General features: G+C 69.6%; 16 protein-coding genes and 4 pseudogenes. 8 read left to right on the top strand and 12 right to left on the bottom strand.

Annotation, left to right across the window (positions count from 1 at the left end; all coding sequences use genetic code 11):
- Positions 1 to 7: 7 nt before the first annotated feature.
- The 3 genes from ACILSK_RS01010 to ACILSK_RS01000 all read left to right on the top strand — a co-directional run bounded on the left by ACILSK_RS01010 (position 8) and on the right by ACILSK_RS01000 (position 3961).
- The gene (locus ACILSK_RS01010; protein WP_395725240.1) at positions 8 to 1498 is read left to right on the top strand and encodes an RDD family protein; all 1491 of its coding nucleotides are present in this window, start codon (positions 8 to 10) and stop codon (positions 1496 to 1498) included.
- 292 nt (positions 1499 to 1790) lie between these two features.
- Positions 1791 to 2687, top strand: coding sequence for a peptidoglycan-binding protein (locus tag ACILSK_RS01005; RefSeq protein ID WP_395725239.1), 897 nt, complete (start codon positions 1791 to 1793; stop codon positions 2685 to 2687).
- Between the two features lie 101 nt (positions 2688 to 2788).
- Complete coding sequence (locus tag ACILSK_RS01000) at positions 2789 to 3961, top strand: peptidoglycan-binding protein (RefSeq protein ID WP_395725238.1); 1173 nt, start codon at positions 2789 to 2791, stop codon at positions 3959 to 3961.
- A gap of 35 nt (positions 3962 to 3996) precedes the next feature.
- Here the strand turns inward: ACILSK_RS01000 and ACILSK_RS00995 are convergent, their stop codons facing one another.
- From ACILSK_RS00995 to ACILSK_RS00975, 5 genes and pseudogenes are all read right to left on the bottom strand, one after another.
- Entirely contained in the window at positions 3997 to 5082 is a 1086-nt protein-coding gene (locus ACILSK_RS00995) for an S-(hydroxymethyl)mycothiol dehydrogenase (RefSeq protein ID WP_395725237.1), read from the bottom strand.
- A gap of 69 nt (positions 5083 to 5151) precedes the next feature.
- A complete protein-coding gene (locus ACILSK_RS00990) occupies positions 5152 to 5451 on the bottom strand; it encodes a helix-turn-helix domain-containing protein (RefSeq protein WP_395725236.1) in 300 nt (99 codons plus the stop codon).
- Positions 5452 to 5482: 31 nt separating this feature from the next.
- Positions 5483 to 6085, bottom strand: a pseudogene (locus ACILSK_RS00985) (3-carboxyethylcatechol 2,3-dioxygenase); the annotation flags it as partial.
- 2 nt (positions 6086 to 6087) lie between these two features.
- Positions 6088 to 6177, bottom strand: a pseudogene (locus ACILSK_RS00980) (alpha/beta hydrolase); the annotation flags it as partial.
- A gap of 225 nt (positions 6178 to 6402) precedes the next feature.
- Positions 6403 to 7149: a hypothetical protein gene (locus ACILSK_RS00975; protein ID WP_395725235.1), complete on the bottom strand. Its 747-nt coding sequence runs from the start codon at positions 7147 to 7149 to the stop codon at positions 6403 to 6405.
- A gap of 159 nt (positions 7150 to 7308) precedes the next feature.
- On the opposite strand from ACILSK_RS00975, the gene ACILSK_RS00970 reads away from it, so the two are divergent.
- The 3 genes from ACILSK_RS00970 to ACILSK_RS00960 are packed head-to-tail and all read left to right on the top strand — an operon-like array spanning position 7309 to position 10150.
- Entirely contained in the window at positions 7309 to 7692 is a 384-nt protein-coding gene (locus ACILSK_RS00970; RefSeq protein WP_395725234.1) for a response regulator, read from the top strand.
- Between the two features lie 2 nt (positions 7693 to 7694).
- Positions 7695 to 9488, top strand: a complete 1794-nt coding sequence (locus ACILSK_RS00965) for a sensor histidine kinase (protein ID WP_395725233.1) — start codon at positions 7695 to 7697, stop codon at positions 9486 to 9488.
- On the top strand, positions 9485 to 10150 hold the full coding sequence (locus ACILSK_RS00960) for a LuxR C-terminal-related transcriptional regulator (protein ID WP_395725232.1): 666 nt from the start codon (positions 9485 to 9487) through the stop codon (positions 10148 to 10150). The genes ACILSK_RS00965 and ACILSK_RS00960 overlap by 4 nt, the downstream gene beginning before the upstream one ends.
- A gap of 30 nt (positions 10151 to 10180) precedes the next feature.
- On the opposite strand, the gene ACILSK_RS00955 is transcribed toward ACILSK_RS00960, so the two are convergent.
- The 6 genes and pseudogenes from ACILSK_RS00955 to deoC form a co-directional block, all read right to left on the bottom strand.
- The gene (locus ACILSK_RS00955; protein WP_395725231.1) at positions 10181 to 10474 is read right to left on the bottom strand and encodes a hypothetical protein; all 294 of its coding nucleotides are present in this window, start codon (positions 10472 to 10474) and stop codon (positions 10181 to 10183) included.
- Positions 10475 to 10540: 66 nt separating this feature from the next.
- Positions 10541 to 11813, bottom strand: a pseudogene (locus tag ACILSK_RS00950) (FAD-dependent oxidoreductase).
- A gap of 141 nt (positions 11814 to 11954) precedes the next feature.
- The gene (locus ACILSK_RS00945; RefSeq protein ID WP_395725230.1) at positions 11955 to 12077 is read right to left on the bottom strand and encodes a hypothetical protein; all 123 of its coding nucleotides are present in this window, start codon (positions 12075 to 12077) and stop codon (positions 11955 to 11957) included.
- A 39-nt stretch (positions 12078 to 12116) separates the two neighbouring features.
- Positions 12117 to 12974 carry an aldehyde dehydrogenase family protein gene (locus ACILSK_RS00940; RefSeq protein ID WP_395725477.1) on the bottom strand — a complete coding sequence of 286 codons (858 nt, stop codon included), beginning with the start codon at positions 12972 to 12974 and terminating at the stop codon, positions 12117 to 12119.
- Between the two features lie 156 nt (positions 12975 to 13130).
- Positions 13131 to 14564 (bottom strand): annotated as a pseudogene (locus ACILSK_RS00935) (aldehyde dehydrogenase family protein); the annotation flags it as partial.
- A 12-nt stretch (positions 14565 to 14576) separates the two neighbouring features.
- Entirely contained in the window at positions 14577 to 15560 is a 984-nt protein-coding gene (gene deoC, locus ACILSK_RS00930) for a deoxyribose-phosphate aldolase (protein WP_395725229.1), read from the bottom strand.
- A 51-nt stretch (positions 15561 to 15611) separates the two neighbouring features.
- On the opposite strand from deoC, the gene upp reads away from it, so the two are divergent.
- Complete coding sequence (gene upp, locus ACILSK_RS00925; RefSeq protein ID WP_395725228.1) at positions 15612 to 16271, top strand: uracil phosphoribosyltransferase; 660 nt, start codon at positions 15612 to 15614, stop codon at positions 16269 to 16271.
- Between the two features lie 6 nt (positions 16272 to 16277).
- On the opposite strand, the gene ACILSK_RS00920 is transcribed toward upp, so the two are convergent.
- Complete coding sequence (locus ACILSK_RS00920; RefSeq protein WP_395725227.1) at positions 16278 to 19403, bottom strand: COR domain-containing protein; 3126 nt, start codon at positions 19401 to 19403, stop codon at positions 16278 to 16280.
- Positions 19404 to 19541: 138 nt separating this feature from the next.
- Here ACILSK_RS00920 and ACILSK_RS00915 point away from each other — a divergent pair, with 138 nt between their 5' ends.
- Positions 19542 to 20477 carry an META domain-containing protein gene (locus ACILSK_RS00915; protein WP_395725226.1) on the top strand — a complete coding sequence of 312 codons (936 nt, stop codon included), beginning with the start codon at positions 19542 to 19544 and terminating at the stop codon, positions 20475 to 20477.
- Positions 20478 to 20483 lie beyond the last annotated feature (6 nt).

The raw sequence follows: 20483 nt of genomic DNA, 5'->3' as shown, positions 1-20483 counted from the left end.
TGGATCGGTGGTGAAGCACGGTGCGCTGTACTGCGGTTCGTGCGGGGCGCCCACTCCCGGACCGGCCGCGGCGGCGGTGCTGCCGGTCCCGCCGCCCACGATGATCGGCACCATCGGGGCCGCCCCGCCCGCGCCTGCTCCGGTTCCGCCACAGGAACTGCCGCCCGGGGGACTGCCGCCGGCCCCGCCACCCGTGATCGGATCGCCCGACGTCACCGGGTACGCGAGCTTCGGCAAGCGATCGGCGGCCTACGTCATCGATGCCATCCCCAACCTGATCCTGCTGGCCATCGGATACTCGGCGCTGATCGCGGCGATTCTCGGTCGGTCGATCGCCGGAACGCCGACCGGGCTGATTCTGGTGGTGGTCGGCCCGCTGGTGTACTTGGTCCTGCTATGGGCGATGGCCGCGAAGGGCAGCAGCCCGGGCAACGCCATCCTCGGGATCCGGGTGATCCGCGAATCAACCGGCGCTCAGCCAGGTGTCGGGCTCGGCCTGGGCCGGCTGCTGCTCAAGGGTCTGCTGATCGGGATCACGCTGACCATCGGCGGGTTCTCCCCGTTGTGGGACAAGTCCGGCCGACGCAAGGGCTGGTGGGACGCGGCATGCGGCACCGTCGTGCTGGATCGGAATGCGGTGCCCGCCTACCGGGCCGCCGTGGCCCAGACCCAGCCGCCGTCGCTGGCCGCGATGTCGCTGTCCGCCTTGCCGCACCCAGGGATTGCGGAGACCGAGTTCTCCGGGTGGGCCGCTCCGAAACCCATCGTCGATGACCGGCCCGCCTGGGACCTTCCACCGGTGTCCGCCCAGGGACGGGCCGAACCGGTTTCGATGCCCGCTGCGTCCTGGAACGACCAGCCGTTCGGGAATGATCGACCCGCCCGGGCCGATCCGCTGCCCGGGTCCGGCTGGCCCGGCCAACCCGCGAGCACGATCACCCGCGCCGCGGATTCGTGTCCGGACGCTTCGCCGAGTCCGGCCGAGGCGGAGCCACACCCGGAGGCTCGCCCGACCGACTCCCTGGCGGCGGCGGCGTTGATCCGGTCGGTGCCCGGGTTCGTGAGCGCTGGTCAGTCGCCGTCGCCGGCAGGCGTCGGGATACCGCCGCCCCTGGAACCGGACCGGCTGGACCACACCCGGATGCGGGTGGCACCCCAGGCCGCGGCGTCCCCGGTGTGGCGCGCGGCGCTTGACGATGGGCGGATGCTGACCGTGGACGGCCCGGTGATGCTCGGCCGCGATCCCAGCGCCGGCCCCGCGGAGCTCGACGCCGTTCTGGTGCCGATCAGTGACCGGGCGCGCAGCGTGTCCAAGACCCACCTGCTGCTGGAGGTCGGCCCGGCCGGAATTCAGGTGATGGATCGGCATTCCACGAACGGCGTCGTGGTGGTGACCGCCGGAGTGGAGTTGACCTGCGTGCCCGGGGTGGCCACGCCGGTGCCCGACGGTTCGACGGTTCGATTCGGCGACCGGAGCCTGGTGGTCCGCCGCGCCTGATCCGCGGGCGGCGCCCACCCGCGCTTTGTCCGGAGTGGGCCGGTATCGTCGGTTCGCAGACGGACTCGGGAACCGTCGCGGAACCGGCAGTTCGACGTCGACGAACGCGGGGGGCGCCATGGCCGGAACGCCTGGGTACTGCGCGCAGTGCGGTGCGGCGCAGTCCGGTGGTCGACACTGCGCTCAGTGCGGATCGTTGCTGGCCGGGGCTGTGCAGCCGGACGAGCCGACCGTGTCGGTCGGGGCCGCACCGCAGCTCGGCGTACCTGCGTCGATGCGGTCTGCGCAACCGGTGAGTTCGTCCCCGGCGCCGCGGAACCAACGATCGCGGACGCTGCCCGCGGTCATCGTCGTGGCGATCCTGGTGCTGGGCATCGGCAGCTTCGTCGGCACCCGGTGGTGGCTCGCCCGGGACGAGACGGCATCGGCGCCGACGCCGGCCGGCACCGCGACCGCCGAATCGCCGTCCACGCGGGGCACCCGCCCGGGCAAGCTCGCCCCGGCCCCGGCGGTGCCCTCGACGGCGCCCGCCGACTCGGCGACCACGACGGTGATCGCGACCGTCACTGCCGTGGTCACTCCGGCCACTCCGACCCCGGCGGACGCCCCGACTGGCACCTCCGCCACCACCGCGCCCACCGTCGAATCCATCGCCGGCGTGCGGCGACATGACATCGACTGCGGTGCGGGCTACATCGTGGTGCTCGGTTCCGCGCTGGACCCGGCCGGCTTCGCCGACACCGCATCGGCGCTGACGGCCAAGTACCCCGGTACGAACTACCTGATCTCGGGCTCGTCGTGCTTCAACTTCCGCTCGCAGTCCGCATTCGTGCTCTACGAGGGTCCGTATGCGACCGTGGACACGGCGTGCACGGTTCGGATCGCGGGCACCCGGGATGCCTACGTCAAGATCGCCGACCGCGGGGTCACCGACCGTACCGTCAGCTGCCTGTGCCCGGCCGGCGTCACCCCACCCGATCTGGGAGCGGGCGACAAGGGTCCGTACGTTGCCGAGGCGCAGTACGCCCTGCAGCGACTGGGCTTCTACGGCGGCGACGGAACCGGCACGTTCGACGCCGACACCGAGGTTGCGGTCCGGGCGTTCCAGACCGCGAGATCACTGCCGGTGGACGCCCGGCTGACCCCGACCACCTGGCCGGCGTTGATCACCGCGGATTGCACGGGCTGAGGAGAGTGGCGATGCCGGAATGTGGGCACTGCGGGGCGACTGGCGAGCAGGGCCGGTTCTGCACGAGATGCGGGAGCCCGGTATCGGCGACCACCAGTCTCGTGAGCCTGGAGAAGGTGCGCGGCGTCGACTCCGCAGCGCCGACCGTGCTGGGTGCGGGGTATCCGGCCTCGGGGCCGCCCGGGGTCCCGGCCGCCGCGCCGACCGTGCTGGGTGCGGGGTATCCGGCCTCGGGGCCGCCCGGGTTTCCGGCCGCCGCGCCGACCGTGCTGGGTGCGGGGTATCCGGCCTCGGGGCCGCCCGGGTCTCCGGCCGCCGCGCCGACCGGCGCCCATTCCGCACTCCCGCCGACCGGCGAATACCCTCTCCCGCCGCCGACGACGCCCCAGCCGTTGCCGGCCCGTCGGGGGCGGGGCGCGGCGGCGTTGGTGTTCCTGGCTGTCGCGGTGCTGCTGCTGGCCGGCGTCGGACTGTGGTTCACGCTTCGTCCGGTCGCGGGCGAGGCCGCCACGACCCCGACAGTACCGGCGCCGACCGTCGCGGCGGGGTCGGCGAACCCGGCCACCGACCCTTCGGCGAGGCCGGCCCCGCTCGGCCCCGGCGCCGGTAAAGGCGCGCCGGGAGACCCGAGCCCCGCGCCGGCCACCACCGTCACGACAGTGGCCACGACCACGATTGCGCCGGATCCGATGGGTGGCCCGCGTTCCGACATCGCCTGCAGCAGCGGCTTCATCGTGCAGATCGCGTCGGAGCTGGACGAGCCGACGTTCCGGAACCGGGTGGCCACCCTGCGCTCGACGGGCATGTTCCCGAACGACGCCAGGTGGACGCAGACCGCCGCCGGCTGCTCACTGTTCACCAGCCAGACCAACGTATTCGTGTCGTACGCGGGTCCGTTCGCAACGTGGGCGGACGGCTGCCCGGCCCGGTTGAGCAGCCCGCCGGATGCGTTCATCAAGTCGACGGACCCGGGCTCGGTCGACACCTTCCTGACCTGCCTGTGCCCGGCCGGCGTCGGTGATCTGCCCGCCATCACCACGGTCGGTCAACGCGGGGTATGGGTGGGTGAACTACAGCGGGTGCTCGGCGCCGGGCTGGACTACCAGGTCGGCTCCATCAACGCCGACGCGGCGGCCGGGAACCCGGGGCACTGGGGCGAGTACACCACCGAGACCGCCGCCGCGGTCGGCCGCTTCCAGGCCGACCACGGGCTGCCGAGGACGGAACAGGTGGACCGGGACACCTGGGCAGGCCTGCAGGCCGCGCGCTGCTGATCAGCCGCCCGCGACCGACGCGAGGTGGGCGGAGGTCAGAGCACGACCACCGACCGCAGCACGTCGCCGCCGTGCATCTTGTCGAACGCCGCCTCGATGCCGTCGATGCCGATGGTCTCGGTGACGAACCGGTCCAGGGGCAGCCGGCCCTGCAGGAACAGCTCCGACAGCACCGGGAAGTCGCGGCTGGGTAGGCAGTCGCCGTACCAGGCCGACTTGAGCGATCCGCCGCGGCCGAAGAAGTCCAGCAGCGGCATCTCCAGTTGCATCGTCGGGGTCGGAACGCCGACCAGGACCACGGTGCCGGCCAGGTCACGGCCGTAGAAGGCCTGCTTCCAGGTTTCCGGGCGGCCGACCGCGTCGATCGCCACGTCGACGCCGAAACCGCCGGTGGCGTCCTGGATCTGCTCGACCACGTCGCCGTCGTCCGGGTGCACGGTGTGCGTCGCGCCGAACTCCTTGGCCCACTCCAGCTTCCGGCGATCCGTGTCGACCGCGACGATGGTGTGCGCGCCGACCAGGGCGGCCCCGGCGATGGCCGCGTCACCGACGCCGCCGCAGCCGATCACGGCGACCGAGTCGTTCCGGGTGACCGCCCCGGTGTTGATCGCGGCGCCGATCCCGGCCATCACGCCGCAGCCGAGCAGCCCGGCGACCTGCGGCGGCACCCGTGGGTCGACCTTGGTGCACTGCCCGGCGGCGACCAAGGTTTTCGCCGCGAACGCACCGATGCCCAGCGCGGGGGAGAGCGGGGTGCCGTCGACGAGGGTCATCTTCTGCTGGGCGTTATGGGTGTTGAAGCAGTACCAGGGCCGGCCGCGCCGGCAGGCCCGGCACTGCCCGCAGACGGCGCGCCAATTCAGGACTACGTAGTCCCCGGGCTCGACCTCGGTCACCCCGGGGCCGACCGCGGACACCACGCCCGCCGCCTCGTGGCCCAACAGGTACGGGTAGTCGTCGCCGATGCCGCCGAGCTTGTAGTGCAGGTCGGTGTGGCACACCCCGCACGCCTGCACGTCGACCAGTGCCTCGCCGGGGCCCGGATCGGGGACGACGATCGTGGTCAGCTGGACCGGAGCGTCCTTGGCCAGCGACACCACACCCTGCACCTCGTGCGCCATGAAACGGGCTCCTTCGCCTTCGCGGATCGCGGTCGATCACCGCAGGCGAGGGTAACCCGTTCGGCGGACTCAGGCGGCCCGGCCACCCGGCGCCCTCTCGCCGGTCAGCAGTGCGGCGGCGCCGGCCAGGAGGGCGAGTTCGACCAGGCGTGGTCCGAGCCGGTATCGGCTGTCGTGATCGTGGACCAGGGCGTTCCGTCCGACGAGTTCGGCGATCATTCGGTAGGCCGTGCTGGTCGGCAGCCCGGACCGGCGCGCCAGTTCGGTCAGGGTCAGCCGTGGGTGGTTCGCGTCGAACGCGTCGAGGATGTCTGTGGCGCGGCGCAGCACGGACGCGGGGGTGTCGTCCCGGCGGGGCTTGCTCGGCACGGGTGGCCTCCTGGCCGGTCAGCCGGTGAGGGTGCCGGCCGCCGCCGAGCAGGAACTCGCGTTGTTCGGGGGTGGCGGGCGATGCAGGGAACGGGCGGGTCGTGGGACAGGCCACCGGAGGCGAGGAACAGCACGTTCTGATCGGAGTGGGCGAAGTACCGGCCGACGGCCCCGCCGAACAGTCGGATCCGCCTCACCTGGATGAACGGTGGGGCGACGCAGTTGAGGAAGACAGGGATGACGGGTTTGGCGGTGATGTCGCCGTACATCAGTTCCAGGGGTTGGACGGCGCCGTGGTCGACTTCCATCCGCAGCGAGACCGCGGTGTCCAGACCCTCATCGAGGACGAACCCGGCGAGTTCCCAGGCGGTGTCGGTGGGCACGGTGAGTGGTCCGGCCCGGGAGCCGTAGTCGCCGATGGAGACGGCGTCGTAGCCGATGCAGTACGTGGGCATGGGTTCGTAGAAGAAGCCGTTGTAGTGGTCGGGGCGAAGGTGACGATGAGGTCGGGGTCGTAGTCGTGGACGAAGCGGCGGGCGACGTCGAAGGCGTCGGTGACGGCAGCAGTGGCCTCGGGGCCGGGGTCAACGTGTTCGAGCGGGCTGTGCGACATGGACAGCAGGGCGACGGTCATGGTCAGTTCCTTCCCAGCAGGAAGTCCAGGTGGATGCGGTTGAAGGTGTCCGCGTCTTCGTATTGCGGCCAGTGCCCGCAGTTGTCCATGACGCCGAGCAGGTTGGCCAGGCCCAGGCCGGCCGGTCCGGCGCCGACGATCAGCACGTCGGCATCGAGGACCGGTCCGGGCCCGGCCGGTGCGTCGTCGGCGGGCGGGGTGTTGGTCATCGTTGACTCCCTCGACTGTCTGAGTGTTGTGCGCTATACGAACAACCATGACGAGGTCGGGAGGGTCTGCCACGAGGTCGTCCGGGGTGACCTTGCCGGGTTCCGGAATCAGCCGCGGGGGTCACGCACCTCGGCCACCCCCAGCACGACGAACCAGCCGGTGACGACCAACGATCCGGCCAGGAAAAGCGAGTCGGTGACGCCGTTCCCGCCGCCGACGGTGATCACCGCGACCGTGGCCGCGGTGAGGGTGCCGGCCGCGGCCGCCGCGGAGCGGATGACCCGACCCGGTGCGTACGGGCCGCGGTAGGCCACGGCCAGCAGCACCGGGACGACGCCGAGCACGAGCACGTACCAGATCACCGCCAGCGAGCTGTTGATCGCGGCGACCGCATCGACCGACCAGTACGGGAACGCGTTCCACTCGGGGTCCACCGCGACGAAGGCCGCGGCCTGCCGGGGAAGCCCGATGCCGTCGACACCCTGCTGGGCGATGCCGATCGTGCCGCCCACCGCCAGGGCCCACCCGGCCGCATCGAGCACCGCCGCCCGGCCGGCGGTGGCGCCCCGGCGGGCGGAGCGGCAGATCGGCACCACCCCGATCACCAGCCCCGTCAGGGCGATCCCGATGAGCAGCGTCGCGACCGGCCAGGCGATCGAATCGGCGATCATCCGGTAGGTCTCGACGCCGTCACCGGTGCTGCGGGGGTGCAGGACGTTGCCGGTCACCGCCAGCGCGGCGGACCCGATCACGATCCAGCCCTGGATCCGGTGCCCGCCGGGTGCCGCCGCCGCCGTCAGCGGCTCGCTCGGGCCGGGGGGAGTGACGGCGGACTGGACGGAGCTGTCGTTCACGATCGCCTCCGAATCGTTGGGTCGGCGACCCCGGGACGGGTCGCCCTGCCGCTCCCGACGATGGCCCGGGTACGGTGCCGGCGGATCGGGGCAGGCCTGCGATTCGGGCTCGGGGCCTGCCCCGATGCGCGGGACGGAGCGGTCGCCCACACTGGGGCGATGGTCGCCCGGGCCGAATCTTCCGACGGGCGGACGGACGTGCTCGTGGTCGACGACCACGCCGGCTTCCGCCGGCTGGCGCGACGTGTGCTCGAGTCGGCCGGTTTCACGGTGGCCGAGGCGGCGGACGGGGCGGCGGCGGCCGGGGCCGCCCGGACCTTGCGACCCCGGCTGGTGCTGCTCGACATCCAGCTGCCCGACACCGACGGCTTCGCGCTGGCCCGTCAGCTGTCCGGCACGCATCCCGAGCAAGTCATCGTGCTGACGTCCGGGCGGGACCCGGCGGACTTCGGGGGCCGGGTCGAATCGGCGCCGGCGGCCGGCTTCGTCGCCAAGGAGCGGGTGTCCGCCTCCGCGATCCGCTCGTTCCTGGGTCGGGGGTAGGGGTGTCCACCCGGCGACGGCTGGTCGGGATCGTCGGCGCGAGCGCCGCACTGATCTTCATCCTGTATTCCGCGTACTTCGGCGGCTGGCCCGATCCGTTCGGTGACCCGACGCTGTTCGTGCTGTCGTCGTGCGTGGTCGCCGCCGCCTACCTGATCGTGGGCCACCTGTCGACGGCCGAGCATCCGGACCGCCGGATCGGATTGCTGTTCAGCGTCGTTGGCTACCTCTACCTGCTGCGATCGGTCGGCTACCTGCACGAGACCTGGTCGTTCGCGGTCGGTCTGGCCACCGTGAGTGCGTACCAGGCCGCCCTCGCCCATCTGGGCCTGGCCTGGCCGTCCGGGCAACTGCGATCGCGCTTCGAGGCGGCCCTGGTGGTCGCGATCTACACGTACAACGTCGGCCACAACGTGCTCCTGCTGCTCTTCCGCGATCACCAGGCCGAGGGCTGCGCTACCTGTCCGGAGAATCCGCTGCTGGTCGACGCCGACCCGGAGGCGATCGCCCGGATCGACGGCGTCTCGATCTTCATCAGCCAGCTGTTCACGATCGCCGTGGTCGGGGTGATCGGGTGGCATTGGCGGACATCGGAGGGATACCGCCGCACGTCGATGAACCGGCTGCTGCTGGTGGCCGTGCCCATCGCGGCGTACAGCGTGGTCGTCGACCTCACCGCGCGATTCGAGCCCGACCTGCCGGATGAACTCGCCTACGCCGTGGCGCCGCTGCTCCTGCTGTCCGCTCCCGTCGCCCAATGGGTCGAGCTGCGCCGGGCCGCAGTCGCCCGCGCCGCCGTGGGACAGGCGCTGGTGGGCCTCGATCCGGGGCCCACCCCGGCGGCGCTCCAGGATGCCCTCCGCAGCGCCGTCGGCGACAACGAGATCCGGCTCGCCCTCCGGGACGGCGACCGGGACGGCGACCGGGCCGGCTACCGGGACGTCACCGGGGTCGACGTCGACCCCGGCCGGTTGCCGCCCGGGCGCACCGCGGTCCGGCTGGACACCCGCGCGGACTGGGTGATGGTGGTGGACGCGCACCTGGCCGACGAGCCCGAGCTGCTCGAGATGGTGGTGGCTGCCGCTCGACTCGCGTTGGACCACGCCCGGATGCGGGCGGAGATCGGGGCCCAGCTGGCCGAGGTCCGGGAGTCCCGGGCCCGCATCGTGCAGGCCGCGGACGCGGCCCGGCGCAAGCTTGAACGTGACCTGCACGACGGTGCCCAGCAACGGCTGGTCACCCTGAGTCTGGCGGTCGGCCTGGCCCGGGCCGGCCTTCCGGACGACGACGCGCCGACCCGGGAGCTGCTCGACACGGCAGCCGGCGAGGCGGCCGCCGCGCTGGCCGAGTTGCGTGATCTGGCCCGCGGCATCCATCCCGCGGTGTTGACCGAAAGCGGTCTGGCCGGCGGCATCCGCGCGCTGGCCGAACGCAGCCCGGTCCCGGTGACGGTCGCGGCGGTGCCCCCCGGCCGCTACCCGGCGTCGGTCGAGATCACGGCCTACTTCCTGGTCGCCGAGGCACTGGCCAACGTCAGCAAGCATGCGCCCGGCGCGGCGGCCACGGTCACGATCGGCCAGGGCGCCGCCACGCTCGACATCGAGATTGCCGACGACGGTCCCGGCGGGGCGGTCGTCCGGGCGGGATCGGGGCTGGGCGGTCTGGCCGACAGGGTCGCGGCCGCCGGTGGTCGCCTGGAGGTGCGTAGCCCGACCGGGGCCGGAACCGCGGTGCGGGCCCGCCTGCCGGTAGCCGACTCCGGGGCCGTCACCGCACCGACGGAGGTTGACCGGTGAGCGGGGGCCGGACCCGGGCGGTGCTCGCCGAGGACTCCGCGCTGCTCCGGGCGGGACTGACCCACGTGCTGGAGCACGCCGGTATGGAGGTGGTGGGGGTGGCCGGCGACGCCGACCGGTTGCTCACCCTGGTCGCCGAGCTGCGACCCGACCTGGCGATCACCGACATCCGGATGCCGCCGACGCAGACCACGGAGGGTCTGCGGGCGGCCCGACACATCCGCCGCGACCACCCGGGCGTCGGGGTGCTGGTGCTGTCCCAGCACGTGGAGACCGAGACACTGTTCGAGCTGCTCGGCGACGACCCCGCCGGCTTCGGCTACCTGCTGAAGGACCGGATCGCCGACGTCGCCGAGTTCACCGCGGCGGTCGGCCGGGTGGCGTCGGGCGGATCGGTGATCGACCCCGACGTCGTCGCCCGGCTGGTCGCTCGGGGCCGGCGGGACCGCACGCTCGACCGGCTCACCGACCGGGAACGGGACGTGCTGGGGCTGATGGCGCAGGGCCGGTCGAATCTGGCGATCGCCCAGGCGCTGGTGCTGTCGGACAAGACGGTGGAGACGCACGTCGGGCACATCTTCAGCAAGCTGGGCATCGAGTCGACCGGGCAGGAGCACCGGCGCGTGCTGGCGGTGCTGACCGCGCTGGGCCGTGGCGGATAGCCGTCCGCCGACCGGTGGATCAGTGCTCGGTCAGTTCTGGGCGCCCTCGGCCGACGCCTGCCCCAACTCGGCGGCGGCGAGCACGGCCGGCAGAGCCTGCTCGATCAGCTCCGGCCGGTAGATTACCCGCGGCAGACCCTGGAGGCCATCGTCGGCGGGCTTGCCCCGCTGTTCATCCAGTCCCTGCTGGCCACCTTCATGCTGACCTACGCGGTGTCCGCCGGGTACAGCCGGACGTCCGCGCTGATCCTGGTCACCCTTGGCCGCCCCGCACCGCGCCCGCGCCGCCCCGCCCCAGACGTTGATCATGGCGTTCTCTGTCACCCGCTCGGCGTGTCGCCGGCGTGTCGTGCAGAGAACGCCATGATCAACTTTCGGGAGGCGGATCCGTCAGCCGCGGGCGGCGATCCGGGTCATCTCCGCCCGGGAGGTCACCTTGACCCGGCCCCGGCCGGCCGGCGCGCCGGCGCCCAGCTCGTGCGCGTCGAGGCGATCCCAGCCGGCGAAGTCGGTGACCGGCAAACCCTTGCCGGCCAGCAGTGAGTCGATGTCGGCCGGGCCGCGATGCGGCGCCGGGGTCAGCTCCGGCGCGTCGGCCAACAGGTTCGCGATGGTCTCGGCGGCGTCGGACTTGGTGTGCCCGATCAGGCCGACCGGCCCGCGTTTGACCCAGCCGGTCGCGTACAGGCCCGGGATCTGCTCGCCGTCCAGGTCGAGCAGCCGACCGCCGGCGTTGGGCAGCACCAGGCGGAAGGGGTCGAACGGCAGGTCCTCGATCGCCTCGGACCGGTAGCCGACCGCCCGGTACACCGCCTGCACGTCCCAGTCGGTGAACTCGCCGGTGCCGCGGACGCTGCCGTCGCCGGTCAATTCCTGACGCTCGGTGCGCAGGCCGGTCACCCCGCCATCGGTGCCGTCCGCTCCGAGGATCTCGACCGGGTTCTCCAGGAAGTGCAGGTGGATGCGGCGGTGCGGGCCCGGCCTCGGGTCGCGCATGGCCCAGTCGGACAGCACGTCGACCACCATCCGCAGCGACTTGCTGCGGCCCAGCGCCGCCTCGGACTCCGTGTCGAACTCCATGCCCTCGGGGGCGACGACCACCTGCACGTTCGGCGAGTGGTCCAGCTCGCGCAGCTCCACCGGGGTGAACTTGGCCTGCGCGGGACCCCGCCGGGCGAACATGTGCACGTCGGTGATCGTCGAGTCTGCCAGCACCGCGTGAACGTGCGGCGGGATGTCGGTGGCCAGCAGCTCGTCGGCGGTGCGGGCCAGCATCCGGGCCACGTCCAGGCCGACATTGCCGACCCCGATGACCGCGACCGACCGCTGCTGCGACAGGTCCCAGGCCTGCTCGCGGTCCGGGTGCGAGTCGTAGAACGCGACGAAGTCGGCCGCACCGTACGAACGCGCCAGGTCCTCGCCGGGGATGCGCAACGACCGGTCCCGCTCGGCGCCGGTCGCGAAGATGACGGCGTCGTAGTGGTGCCGCAGTTCGTCGACCTTGATGTCGACACCGACGTGCACGTTCCCGATGAATCGGATCCGCTCGTTCTCCAGCACGCGGTGCAGCGCGACGATGATCGCCCTTGGTGGTCAGGATATCGGCGGCGTAGATGCCGGCCGGACCGGCGCCGACGATGGCGACGCGAAGGGGCGGTGTCATGCGGCACTCCAGGTAGAAGTTAGGTAACCCTTCCATGGTAGGCAGCGCATGACCCGCGGTGGACCGCAAGTGATCAAGGTCGCAGGGGCGCGGTGGCGACGTCGAAGAGCGCGCTGGTGTCCACCAGGGGTGTTGGCCGGGTCAGGCGCGGGTCAGCGCGAGGATCTCGTCGGTGCTCATCCCCGTGGTGGCGGTGCCTTGCAGCCGCGCGACGGCCTTGCTGCCGCGATCGTCGTCCTTCGCCGGTACCGGGACGATGGTCACCCCGCCGAGGTTACTGACTCGGAGCGGTACGAGTAGGAGTCAGTAGGCGCCGCCACCCGCCAGCGAAACCGCGCCGGTCGGGTGCCAGACGGTCTTGATCTCCAGGAAGGCGCGCAGCCGGGCGGTGCCGGGCGGCCGCCGGAAATCCTGGGGGCCGGGGGAGTAGACCCGCTTGACGGTGCCGGCCGCCGCCTTCTCCAACGCCGGCCGGGCCGCGGGCTCGACGCCCGTCAGATCGAGCGCGTTGACGTCGGCGTGCGATGCCAGATGCGGCGCCATCTCCAGCGGGTCGCCGGTGAGGATGTTGACCACCCCACTGGGGACGTCCGAGGTGGCCAGCACCTCGGCCAAGGTCACCGCGGCCAGCGGCGCCGCCGAGGACGCGAGCAGCACGCAGCTGTTGCCGGAGGTGATGATCGGCGCGAGCACCGAGATCAGCCCGAGCAGCGGGTCGTCGGCCGGCGCGACGGCGACGACGACACCGGTCGGCTCCGGGGTGGAGAACGAGAAGAACGGCCCGGCCACCGGATTCGCGCTGCCGAAGACCTGGGCCAGCTTGTCGGTCCAGCCGGCGTAGTGCACCCACCGGTCGATCGCCGCGTCCACCGTGCCGTTGTCCTCCGCGCGCCCGCCGAGCAGGTCGACGAACTGGGCGCGCCGGCCCTCCATGATCTCCGCGACCCGGTAGAGCACCTGCCCGCGGTTGTACGCGGTCGCCTTCGACCAGCCGCCGAAGGCCTTCCGGGCAGCGACGACGGCGTCCCGGGCGTCCTTACGCGAGCCCTGCGCGACGTTGGCAGTGATCGACCCGCCGGGACCGCCGGACGCCGGGTAGGTGCGGCCGGATTCGGAGCGCGGGAACTTCCCGCCGACGAACAGCTTGTACGTCTTGGTCACGGCGACCCGCCCGGAATCGGGCCCGGCCGGCACCGGGCCGGGGGACTCGGCCAGCGGTGCGAGCAGGTCCGACACCGCCTCGTCCAGTGCGGCGCCGAGAATCGCGTCGGCGGCGGACGGGTCGACCGGCCCGATCGCGCGCGGCTCGTCGTCGGTGTCGAGGTAGGCGGCCAGCCCGGCCCGCCCGCCCTCCCGGCCGAACCCGGACTCCTTGTACCCACCGAACGCCGCGGTCGGGTCGAACCGGTTGAAGGTGTTGGCCCACACCACCCCGGCCCGCAGCGCCCCGGCCATGCCCAGGATCCGTGAACCCTTCTCGGTCCACACTCCGGCAGAGAGCCCGTAGGGCGTGTTGTTGGCCTTGACGATCGCCTCGTCGGGGGTGCGGAACGTCAACACCGACAGCACCGGTCCGAAGATCTCCTCCCGGGCGATCCGCATCGATTGCGAGACGTTGGTGAAGACCGTTGGCGCGAAGAAGAAGCCGCGGTCGGGCAGCGGGCAGGGCGAGGTCCAGCGGACCGCACCCTCGTCGTCGCCGGCCGCCGTCAGAGCGCGGATCGTGGACAGTTGGCCGGCCGAGTTGATCGCGCCGACGTCGGTGTTCTTGTCCATCGGGTCGCCGACCCGCAGGGTCGAGATGCGGGCCTGCAGTTTGGCGATCACCTCGTCGGCCACCGATTCCTGCACCAGCAGGCGGGATCCCGCACAACACACGTGGCCCTGGTTGAAGAAGATGCCGTTGACGATGCCCTCGACGGCCTGGTCGATCGGGGCGTCGTCGAAGATGATGTTGGCGGCCTTGCCGCCCAGCTCCAGGGTCAGCTTTCGTCCGGTGCCGGCCAGTGACGCCTGGATCTGCTTGCCGACCTCGGTCGACCCGGTGAACGCGACCTTGTCGATGCCGGGATGGTTCACCAGCGCGGCGCCGATGTCGCCGGCCCCGGTGACGATGTTGACCACGCCCGGCGGCAGGTCGGCGTCGGCGATGATCTCGGCCAGTACCAGGATCGACAACGGGGTGGTCTCGGCGGGTTTGATGACGACGGTGTTCCCGGCGGCCAGCGCCGGCGCGATCTTCCACGCGGCCATCAGCAGCGGGAAGTTCCACGGGATCACCTGACCGGCCACGCCGAGCGGCCGGACGGCCGGGCCGTAGCCGGCGTGGGTCAGCTTGTCGGCCCAGCCGGCGTGGTGGAAGAAGTGCGCGGACGCGGTCGGCACGTCGACGTCGCGAGACTCCTTGATCGGCTTGCCGTTGTCGAGGGTTTCGACGACGGCCAGTTCGCGGGACCGTTCGGCGATGCCGCGGGCGATCCGGAACAGGTAGGTGCCGCGCTGCGCCGCGGTGAGCCGGGACCACGGCCCCTCGTACGCCGCGCGGGCGGCGCGCACCGCGTTGTCGATGTCGGCCGTCGACGCGGTGCTCACCGACGCCAGGGCCTCCTCGGTGGCCGGGTTGACCGTCTTGACGTCATCGCCCCGGCCGTCGAGAAACCGCCCACCGACGAACATCTGATACCGCTCCCGCAGCCGACCGATCGCCGCCGATTCCGGCGCCGGGTCGTACGCCCAGTCCAGGTGTGCCATATCAGTCCGTTCTCAGTCGACGGTGACGTAGTCGGCGCCCGAGTAGTGACCCAGCCGGTGCGTGCGCCGTTGCAGCAGCAGGTCGTTGAGCAGGCTGGACGCGCCGAAGCGGAAATAGAACGGGTCCAACCACTCCGGGCCGGCGACCTCGTTCACGGCGACCAGGTAGCGCAGCGCGTCCTTGCTGGTGCGGATGCCGCCGGCCGGCTTCACTGCCCGTCGCTCGCCGGTCTGGTCGTACCAGTCACGGACCGCCTGCAGCATGACGTGGGTGACCGGCAGCGTGGCGGCCGGCGCGATCTTGCCGGTGGACGTCTTGATGAAGTCCCCGCCGGCCAGCAGTCCCAGCCATGACGCCCGGCGGACGTTGTCATAGGTGGCCAGCTCGCCGGTCTCCAGGATCACCTTGAGCCGGGCATCGCCGCAGGCCTGCTTCACCGCGACGATCTCCTCGAACACGGCGGCGTACCGGCCGGCCAGGAACGCCCCCCGGTCGATCACCATGTCGATCTCGGTGGCGCCGGCGTCCACGGCGACCGCGACGTCGGCCAGCCGGACCGCCATGGACGTCCGTCCGGTGGGAAAGGCGGTGGCCACCGAGGCGATGCCGATCGACGTGCCGGCCAGCGCCTGCACGGCCGTGGCCACCATGTCCGGGTAGATGCACAGGGCGGCGACCGACGGGGTGTGCGGGTCGTCCGGGTCTGGTCGGCGGCCCTTGGCGGCCAGCGCCCGGACCTTGCCGGGGGTGTCCGCGCCCTCCAGGGTGGTCAGGTCGACCATGGAGATGGCCAGGTCGATCCCGGCCACCTTGCTCGACTTCTTGATCGACCGGGTGGCCAGTGTGGCGGCGCGGGCCTCGACACCGACCGGGTCGACCCCGGGCAGTCCGTGCAGGAACCGGCGCAACGACGAATCGTCGCGCGTCACGTCGGCCAGGTGAGCGGGCAACCCGTGCGTCGTCACCCCGGTCGTCGGCCCGGTCGTCGCTGACATGGCGCCATCCTAGGGCCGGGTGGGTTCGACCGGACCGGATACGGTTTGACCGTGACCGCAGCCCGGACGCCCCGCATCCCCGAGAACCTCGACGTCACCATCGTCGATCACCCGCTGGCCGCCGCCCGGCTGTCCACCATGCGGGACAAGACGACCGACAACACCGCCTTCCGGGCCGCGCTGCGTGAGCTGACCCTGATGCTGATCTACGAGGCGTCGCGCAATCTGACCATCCGGTTAGAACCCATCCAGACGCCCATGTCGCCGACGCTGGCGATCCGGCTGGCCAACCCACCGCTGCTGGTGCCGGTGCTGCGGGCCGGGCTGGGCATGGCCGACCAGGCCCACGCCCTGATCCCGGAGTCGCAGATGGGGTTCGTCGGGCTGGCCCGGGACGAGGAGACGTTGGAGCCGACGCCGTACATGGAGTCGCTACCCGAATCACTGGCCGACCGCCCCGTGTACGTGCTCGATCCGATGCTGGCAACCGGCGGATCGATGGTGCACACGATCGAGCTGCTCACCGGCCGCGGGGCCACCGACGTGACCGCCATCTGCGCGCTGGCCGCCCCCGAGGGGTTGGTCACGCTGGCCGCGGCGAACCTGCCGGTGCGGGTGGTGACCGCGTCGGTGGACGAACGGCTCAACGAGATCGGCTACATCGTCCCGGGTCTCGGGGATGCCGGGGATCGGCAGTTCGGCGCGGTGTGACAGGGCTCAACGCATAAGTGCGACCTCGACGCTGGCGTAGAGCTGATCGAATTCAGTCCCGCGGTGGTCCCGTGGAGTGAGCGTGTTCATGTTCGCGATCGTGTCGGTAAGACCCGCAATGGTGTTCCTTATCCGCTCATACAGGTCTAGGTCCTCGCGGATTCCATGGAGATTCTCTGCGCCGACGCCTTTCATTGCCGTCTTCAGTCGTTTGATCTGCTGTTCCCAATGCTTGACGTATTCGACGCGACTTACCGCGTCGAAGATATCGGCATCGTCCAGCACCACAGGAAAAATTCGATCGGCGAATTCCGGTCGTGCGGCGATCTCGGTGAGTTCGAACATGCAGTTCCTCGATTTCAGGTATTCCGACCCAAGGATGACCACGACCGCCCGGCCAGCACCGATCTCACGCATGAACCGGCTGACCGAGTCCTTGTACCGCAGCTCGTGCTTGTCCCGGATGACAGTGAAGCCGCGTTGGGACAGGACCCGCTGGATCTCGACGGCGAGTTCCTCACTCGCGCCGCCCCACTTATAGGAGATGAAGACCGCAGGTTTGCTCGCGGCACTTTCAATCTGACCAGACGCGAACCGTGATTGGTGATTGATCCTCTCGTCGAGCTGCAGTACGCGGAGAAGAAGGTTCGGGTCCCTAAGCTCTCTACTGATCCGGCATTGAATTCCATGTCCCGTTCGGGCAAAATCTCTGAGATCACGGACTGAGAACTTTGTTGGTTCCGACGCGCTCGAACATCCGTCGCAGTCACAAGGACGAAATGTTTCGAACTTGAGACCGGGAAAGGACCTGTGGATGACCGAAAGATTCTGGTCGATAATGCCAAGGAGGACGCGGGGATCCGGACCCTTCAAGCGCAGCCGAAGAGCGCGGCGTCGGTAATCCTCGACCACCTCAGCCGAGGTGCCCAAGTATTCCAGCACCACCCCGTTGCGCCAAACGTGGTTGCCCGGTCGAATGTGATCGTGCAGGGCTACGATTAGCCGTCGGACGATCCCTTTGGGCATAACTTCGTACTCATAGCTGATGGCCAGATCGTCCTTCTCTGGCCAATCGTATATGGGTCGGCTGGGTGAAAGCAGTTGGGGCGCGACGAAGGTGTTTGTGCCTGGAACCTGGAAACAGAGTGCAAAACGTACCATCAGTTGTAGCAGTTCGTGGCGCATCGACGAATGGGCCGGCGAACTCCAGATCCTTAGAAGGTCGACTAGGTTAAATTCGCCGAGCGACGCTGCCACCTGCGGGTCATCCAGAACGCGGTAGACGGCGTCGGTGCCCCATTCGGGTTTGAGTATGACGGTCTTGCGCAGGACTGGGTCATCTTGAAAGAACAGGCAGATTCCTAGGTCGTGCAGATACCCACCGAGTTGTTCCATGTCCTCGGTGCGGGTGAATTCGTTTGCCGAACATACTGAAAAGAACTCGTCCGCGGTGATGTGGTCCCTAGGGTCATTCTCTAAGGCTAGTCTGACCTTCCGCCAGGTTCTCGGCAGCGCAGTACCGACATGAGGCAGCCGCTCGAGTTCCCGGCGAATAATCGACACGGCCTCAGCCAAGCCGGGGTTCGTCGGGTCAGCAAGATTGAGTGGCACGGCGCCGACAAGGTTTGGGTAGAGGTGCCGCAGTGTTCCGAGGTCCACTCCATGCGCGCGGCCCTGCTTCTGGTTCTGGACGATGACCAGCGGGCTGGCGCCGCTGAGGAGGTTGACGATCTCCAGCCAATACTCGAAGTCAGTGTCTTCCTTACGCTCGTCCGTAACCAACGCATACACAGAGCGCCGGGTCAGAAAGAACTGATGCGTCGCATGATAAATCTCCTGTCCGCCGAAATCCCAAACATTCACTCGGAAGTCGCGGGGGAACCTCGGCTCCAGGGCATTCAAGACCGTTGTCGGAAATTGCCAGGTATTGACGTCGATGCCTTCCGTTGATTTCTCCTCAACGTCCAACATGTAATTTGGGTCCAGGATCTTTCGAGCTAGCGTGGTCTTTCCGGCGCCGGGTTCACCGACGATCAGCAGTTTGGCTTCCGTGAGGTAGTCCACCCCAACTTCTTGCTCTTGACGCCAGTACCGGCGGATCGCGTTCAGTCCCCGGGCCGCGACTTCAGGTGGCGGCACGATAAGCTGATCGGGTAGAGAACTGTACCTGTGGCCACCAGGACCGAGTCTTAATTCTCGCAGCCGGTCTGAACGCAGGATGTCAGCAGGTATCCTGGCAATAGGACATTCGGAGACATCTAGTACCTCCAATAGTGGTGCTTTCCAAACGTCAGTCGGTACTTCGGTGAATGGATTCTGTCGCAATGATAGGATTCTTAGGCGAGGAGCTTGTCCGACGTTTGCTGGAAGGCTGGACAGGCCATTGTAGTTAAGGTAGAGGGCCTCCAGGGCGGGAAGGTCGAATAGCCATGCGGGAATGTCGACTGGGAATGCACCCAGCAGTATCAACCTTCTAAGATGTTTAAGACCTCGGAGACCCGTCGGGACGCCGACTGGGCATCCGAACAGGATGAAAGACGATATGTCGATTTGGTACTCAAGAATGAGGTCGATGACTTCTCTGAGTGCGCCAAGTTTGGTCTTCCAATGTTCGTCCGGGTGACTCATGTCATCCCCGACTCGAATGCGCCTCCTGACGGACAGTTGACGTAGCCTGAGCGAACTGTCGCGGGCCGCGCTCCCCAACCAACCGATAGCCGTGGGGGTCGTCAACCCCGAAACTGAAACAGAGTCGACAGACAACGGGTCGATCTCCGGACATTGTACTAGAGTGTCTGCGCTGACGCCCCAGCGAACCTTCGGCAACACTGGTACGTGCTCGAGGATGCTGTCGCCAGTGTCGATCAGCTGCAGGTTAGGTAGCTCTCGGAGCCAGCTGGGAAGGGACCTGATCTTGTACGAGTCGAGCCTCAGCGTGCGCAGACCGGTCAGCAGCCGAATCCCCTCGGGGAGTTCCTCGATGCTCTCATGAGAGAACCGTCTTAGATCGAGGTCCGTGCTGCGCCCGTTGGCCACCGCTTCGAATTCCGGAGATACGACGCTCGGTCGTTCGGTGGCGCTCGTGGCCGAGTGTGATCGCGTCTTCGGATCTTTGTTGCGCCGTGATGACATCAGACCAGCGTAGGCAATCGGTACCGGATCGAGACCTTGTGGAGCCTTGTCTGGTCGATGGTTCGCATCCTGTTCTGTGATGATTCGGGCCGACAAGATGGTTCCGAGAGGCGGTTCTCGATGGTGACGGGTGCGCGGATGCGCGGAGTGTTCGGGATGCTGGGCGCGGGCGTCCTGCTCGTCGGCCTGACGGCCTGCGGATCGAGCGGGACCGCGGGCAGTGGAGGGACGACCTCGGCCTCCCCATCGCCGGCCGCGTCGGCTTCGGCCTCAGCGTCCGCGTCGGAATCGGGCCGCACCACGCGCAGTGAGCTGGACGGCAAGACGTTTGTCGCGTCCGAGGTAACGGGCAGTCACACCCAGGTGCCGGACTCGACGATCACCATCGCCTTCGAGGGTGGCTCGCTGTCGGCCAACGCCGGGTGCAACACGATGGTCGGTCGGTACACGTTGGTCGGCGGCAAGCTGACCGCCCCGCAGTTGGCGTCGACGATGATGGCCTGCCTGGGTGATCTGGGCGATCAGGACACCTGGCTGGGTACTTTCCTTGGCTCCAGCCCCACCTACACCCTGACCGGGGACACCCTCACCCTGACCAACGGCACCGACACCGTCGTGTTCGGGCCGGCGCCCAGCGGTGCCGAGGCGCTGCAGTCGACCGGCTGGAAGGTCTCCGACACGATCACGATCACCAATCAGGCGAACACCACGGCGGCGGTCGACCCGTCGCTCACCGCCTGGATGCGGTTCAAGGGCGGGGAGGTGGCCTTCAACGATTCGTGCAACGGCGGCGGGGGTCCGGCGCAGATCGGCGACGACACCATCACCTTCGGGGCGCTGCGACAGACGCTGATGGCATGCGTGGGGGCCAGCGACACGCTGGAGCAAACGATGTCCGCGGTGCTGCAGGGCGAGACCACCTACACCATCACGTCCGCGGGCGGAACGAAGTACCTGCGGATCATGTCCACCGACGGCACCAAGGGTCTGGGTCTGCTCGCCGACAACTCTGTCGGCCCGGACGCCTTCCCGTCCGGATCCGGGTCCGCGGCCGCGACGAGCACGTCCGGCTGACCCCGG

The sequence above is a fragment of the Nakamurella sp. genome, from assembly GCF_044224575.1.
Classification (GTDB): Bacteria; Actinomycetota; Actinomycetes; order Mycobacteriales; family Nakamurellaceae; genus Nakamurella.
This window is presented reverse-complemented; position numbering and strand designations above follow the sequence as displayed.

Excerpts from the sequence above, each read along its gene's own strand:
- ACILSK_RS00995 (WP_395725237.1), bottom strand. The coding sequence starts at position 5,082 with ATGGCGCACGAGGTGCAGGGTGTGGTGTCGCTGGCCAAGGACGCTCCG.
- ACILSK_RS00970 (WP_395725234.1), top strand. The coding sequence starts at position 7,309 with ATGGTCGCCCGGGCCGAATCTTCCGACGGGCGGACGGACGTGCTCGTG.
- deoC (WP_395725229.1), bottom strand. The coding sequence starts at position 15,560 with ATGTCAGCGACGACCGGGCCGACGACCGGGGTGACGACGCACGGGTTG.
- ACILSK_RS00920 (WP_395725227.1), bottom strand. The coding sequence starts at position 19,403 with ATGTCATCACGGCGCAACAAAGATCCGAAGACGCGATCACACTCGGCC.
- ACILSK_RS00915 (WP_395725226.1), top strand. The coding sequence starts at position 19,542 with ATGCGCGGAGTGTTCGGGATGCTGGGCGCGGGCGTCCTGCTCGTCGGC.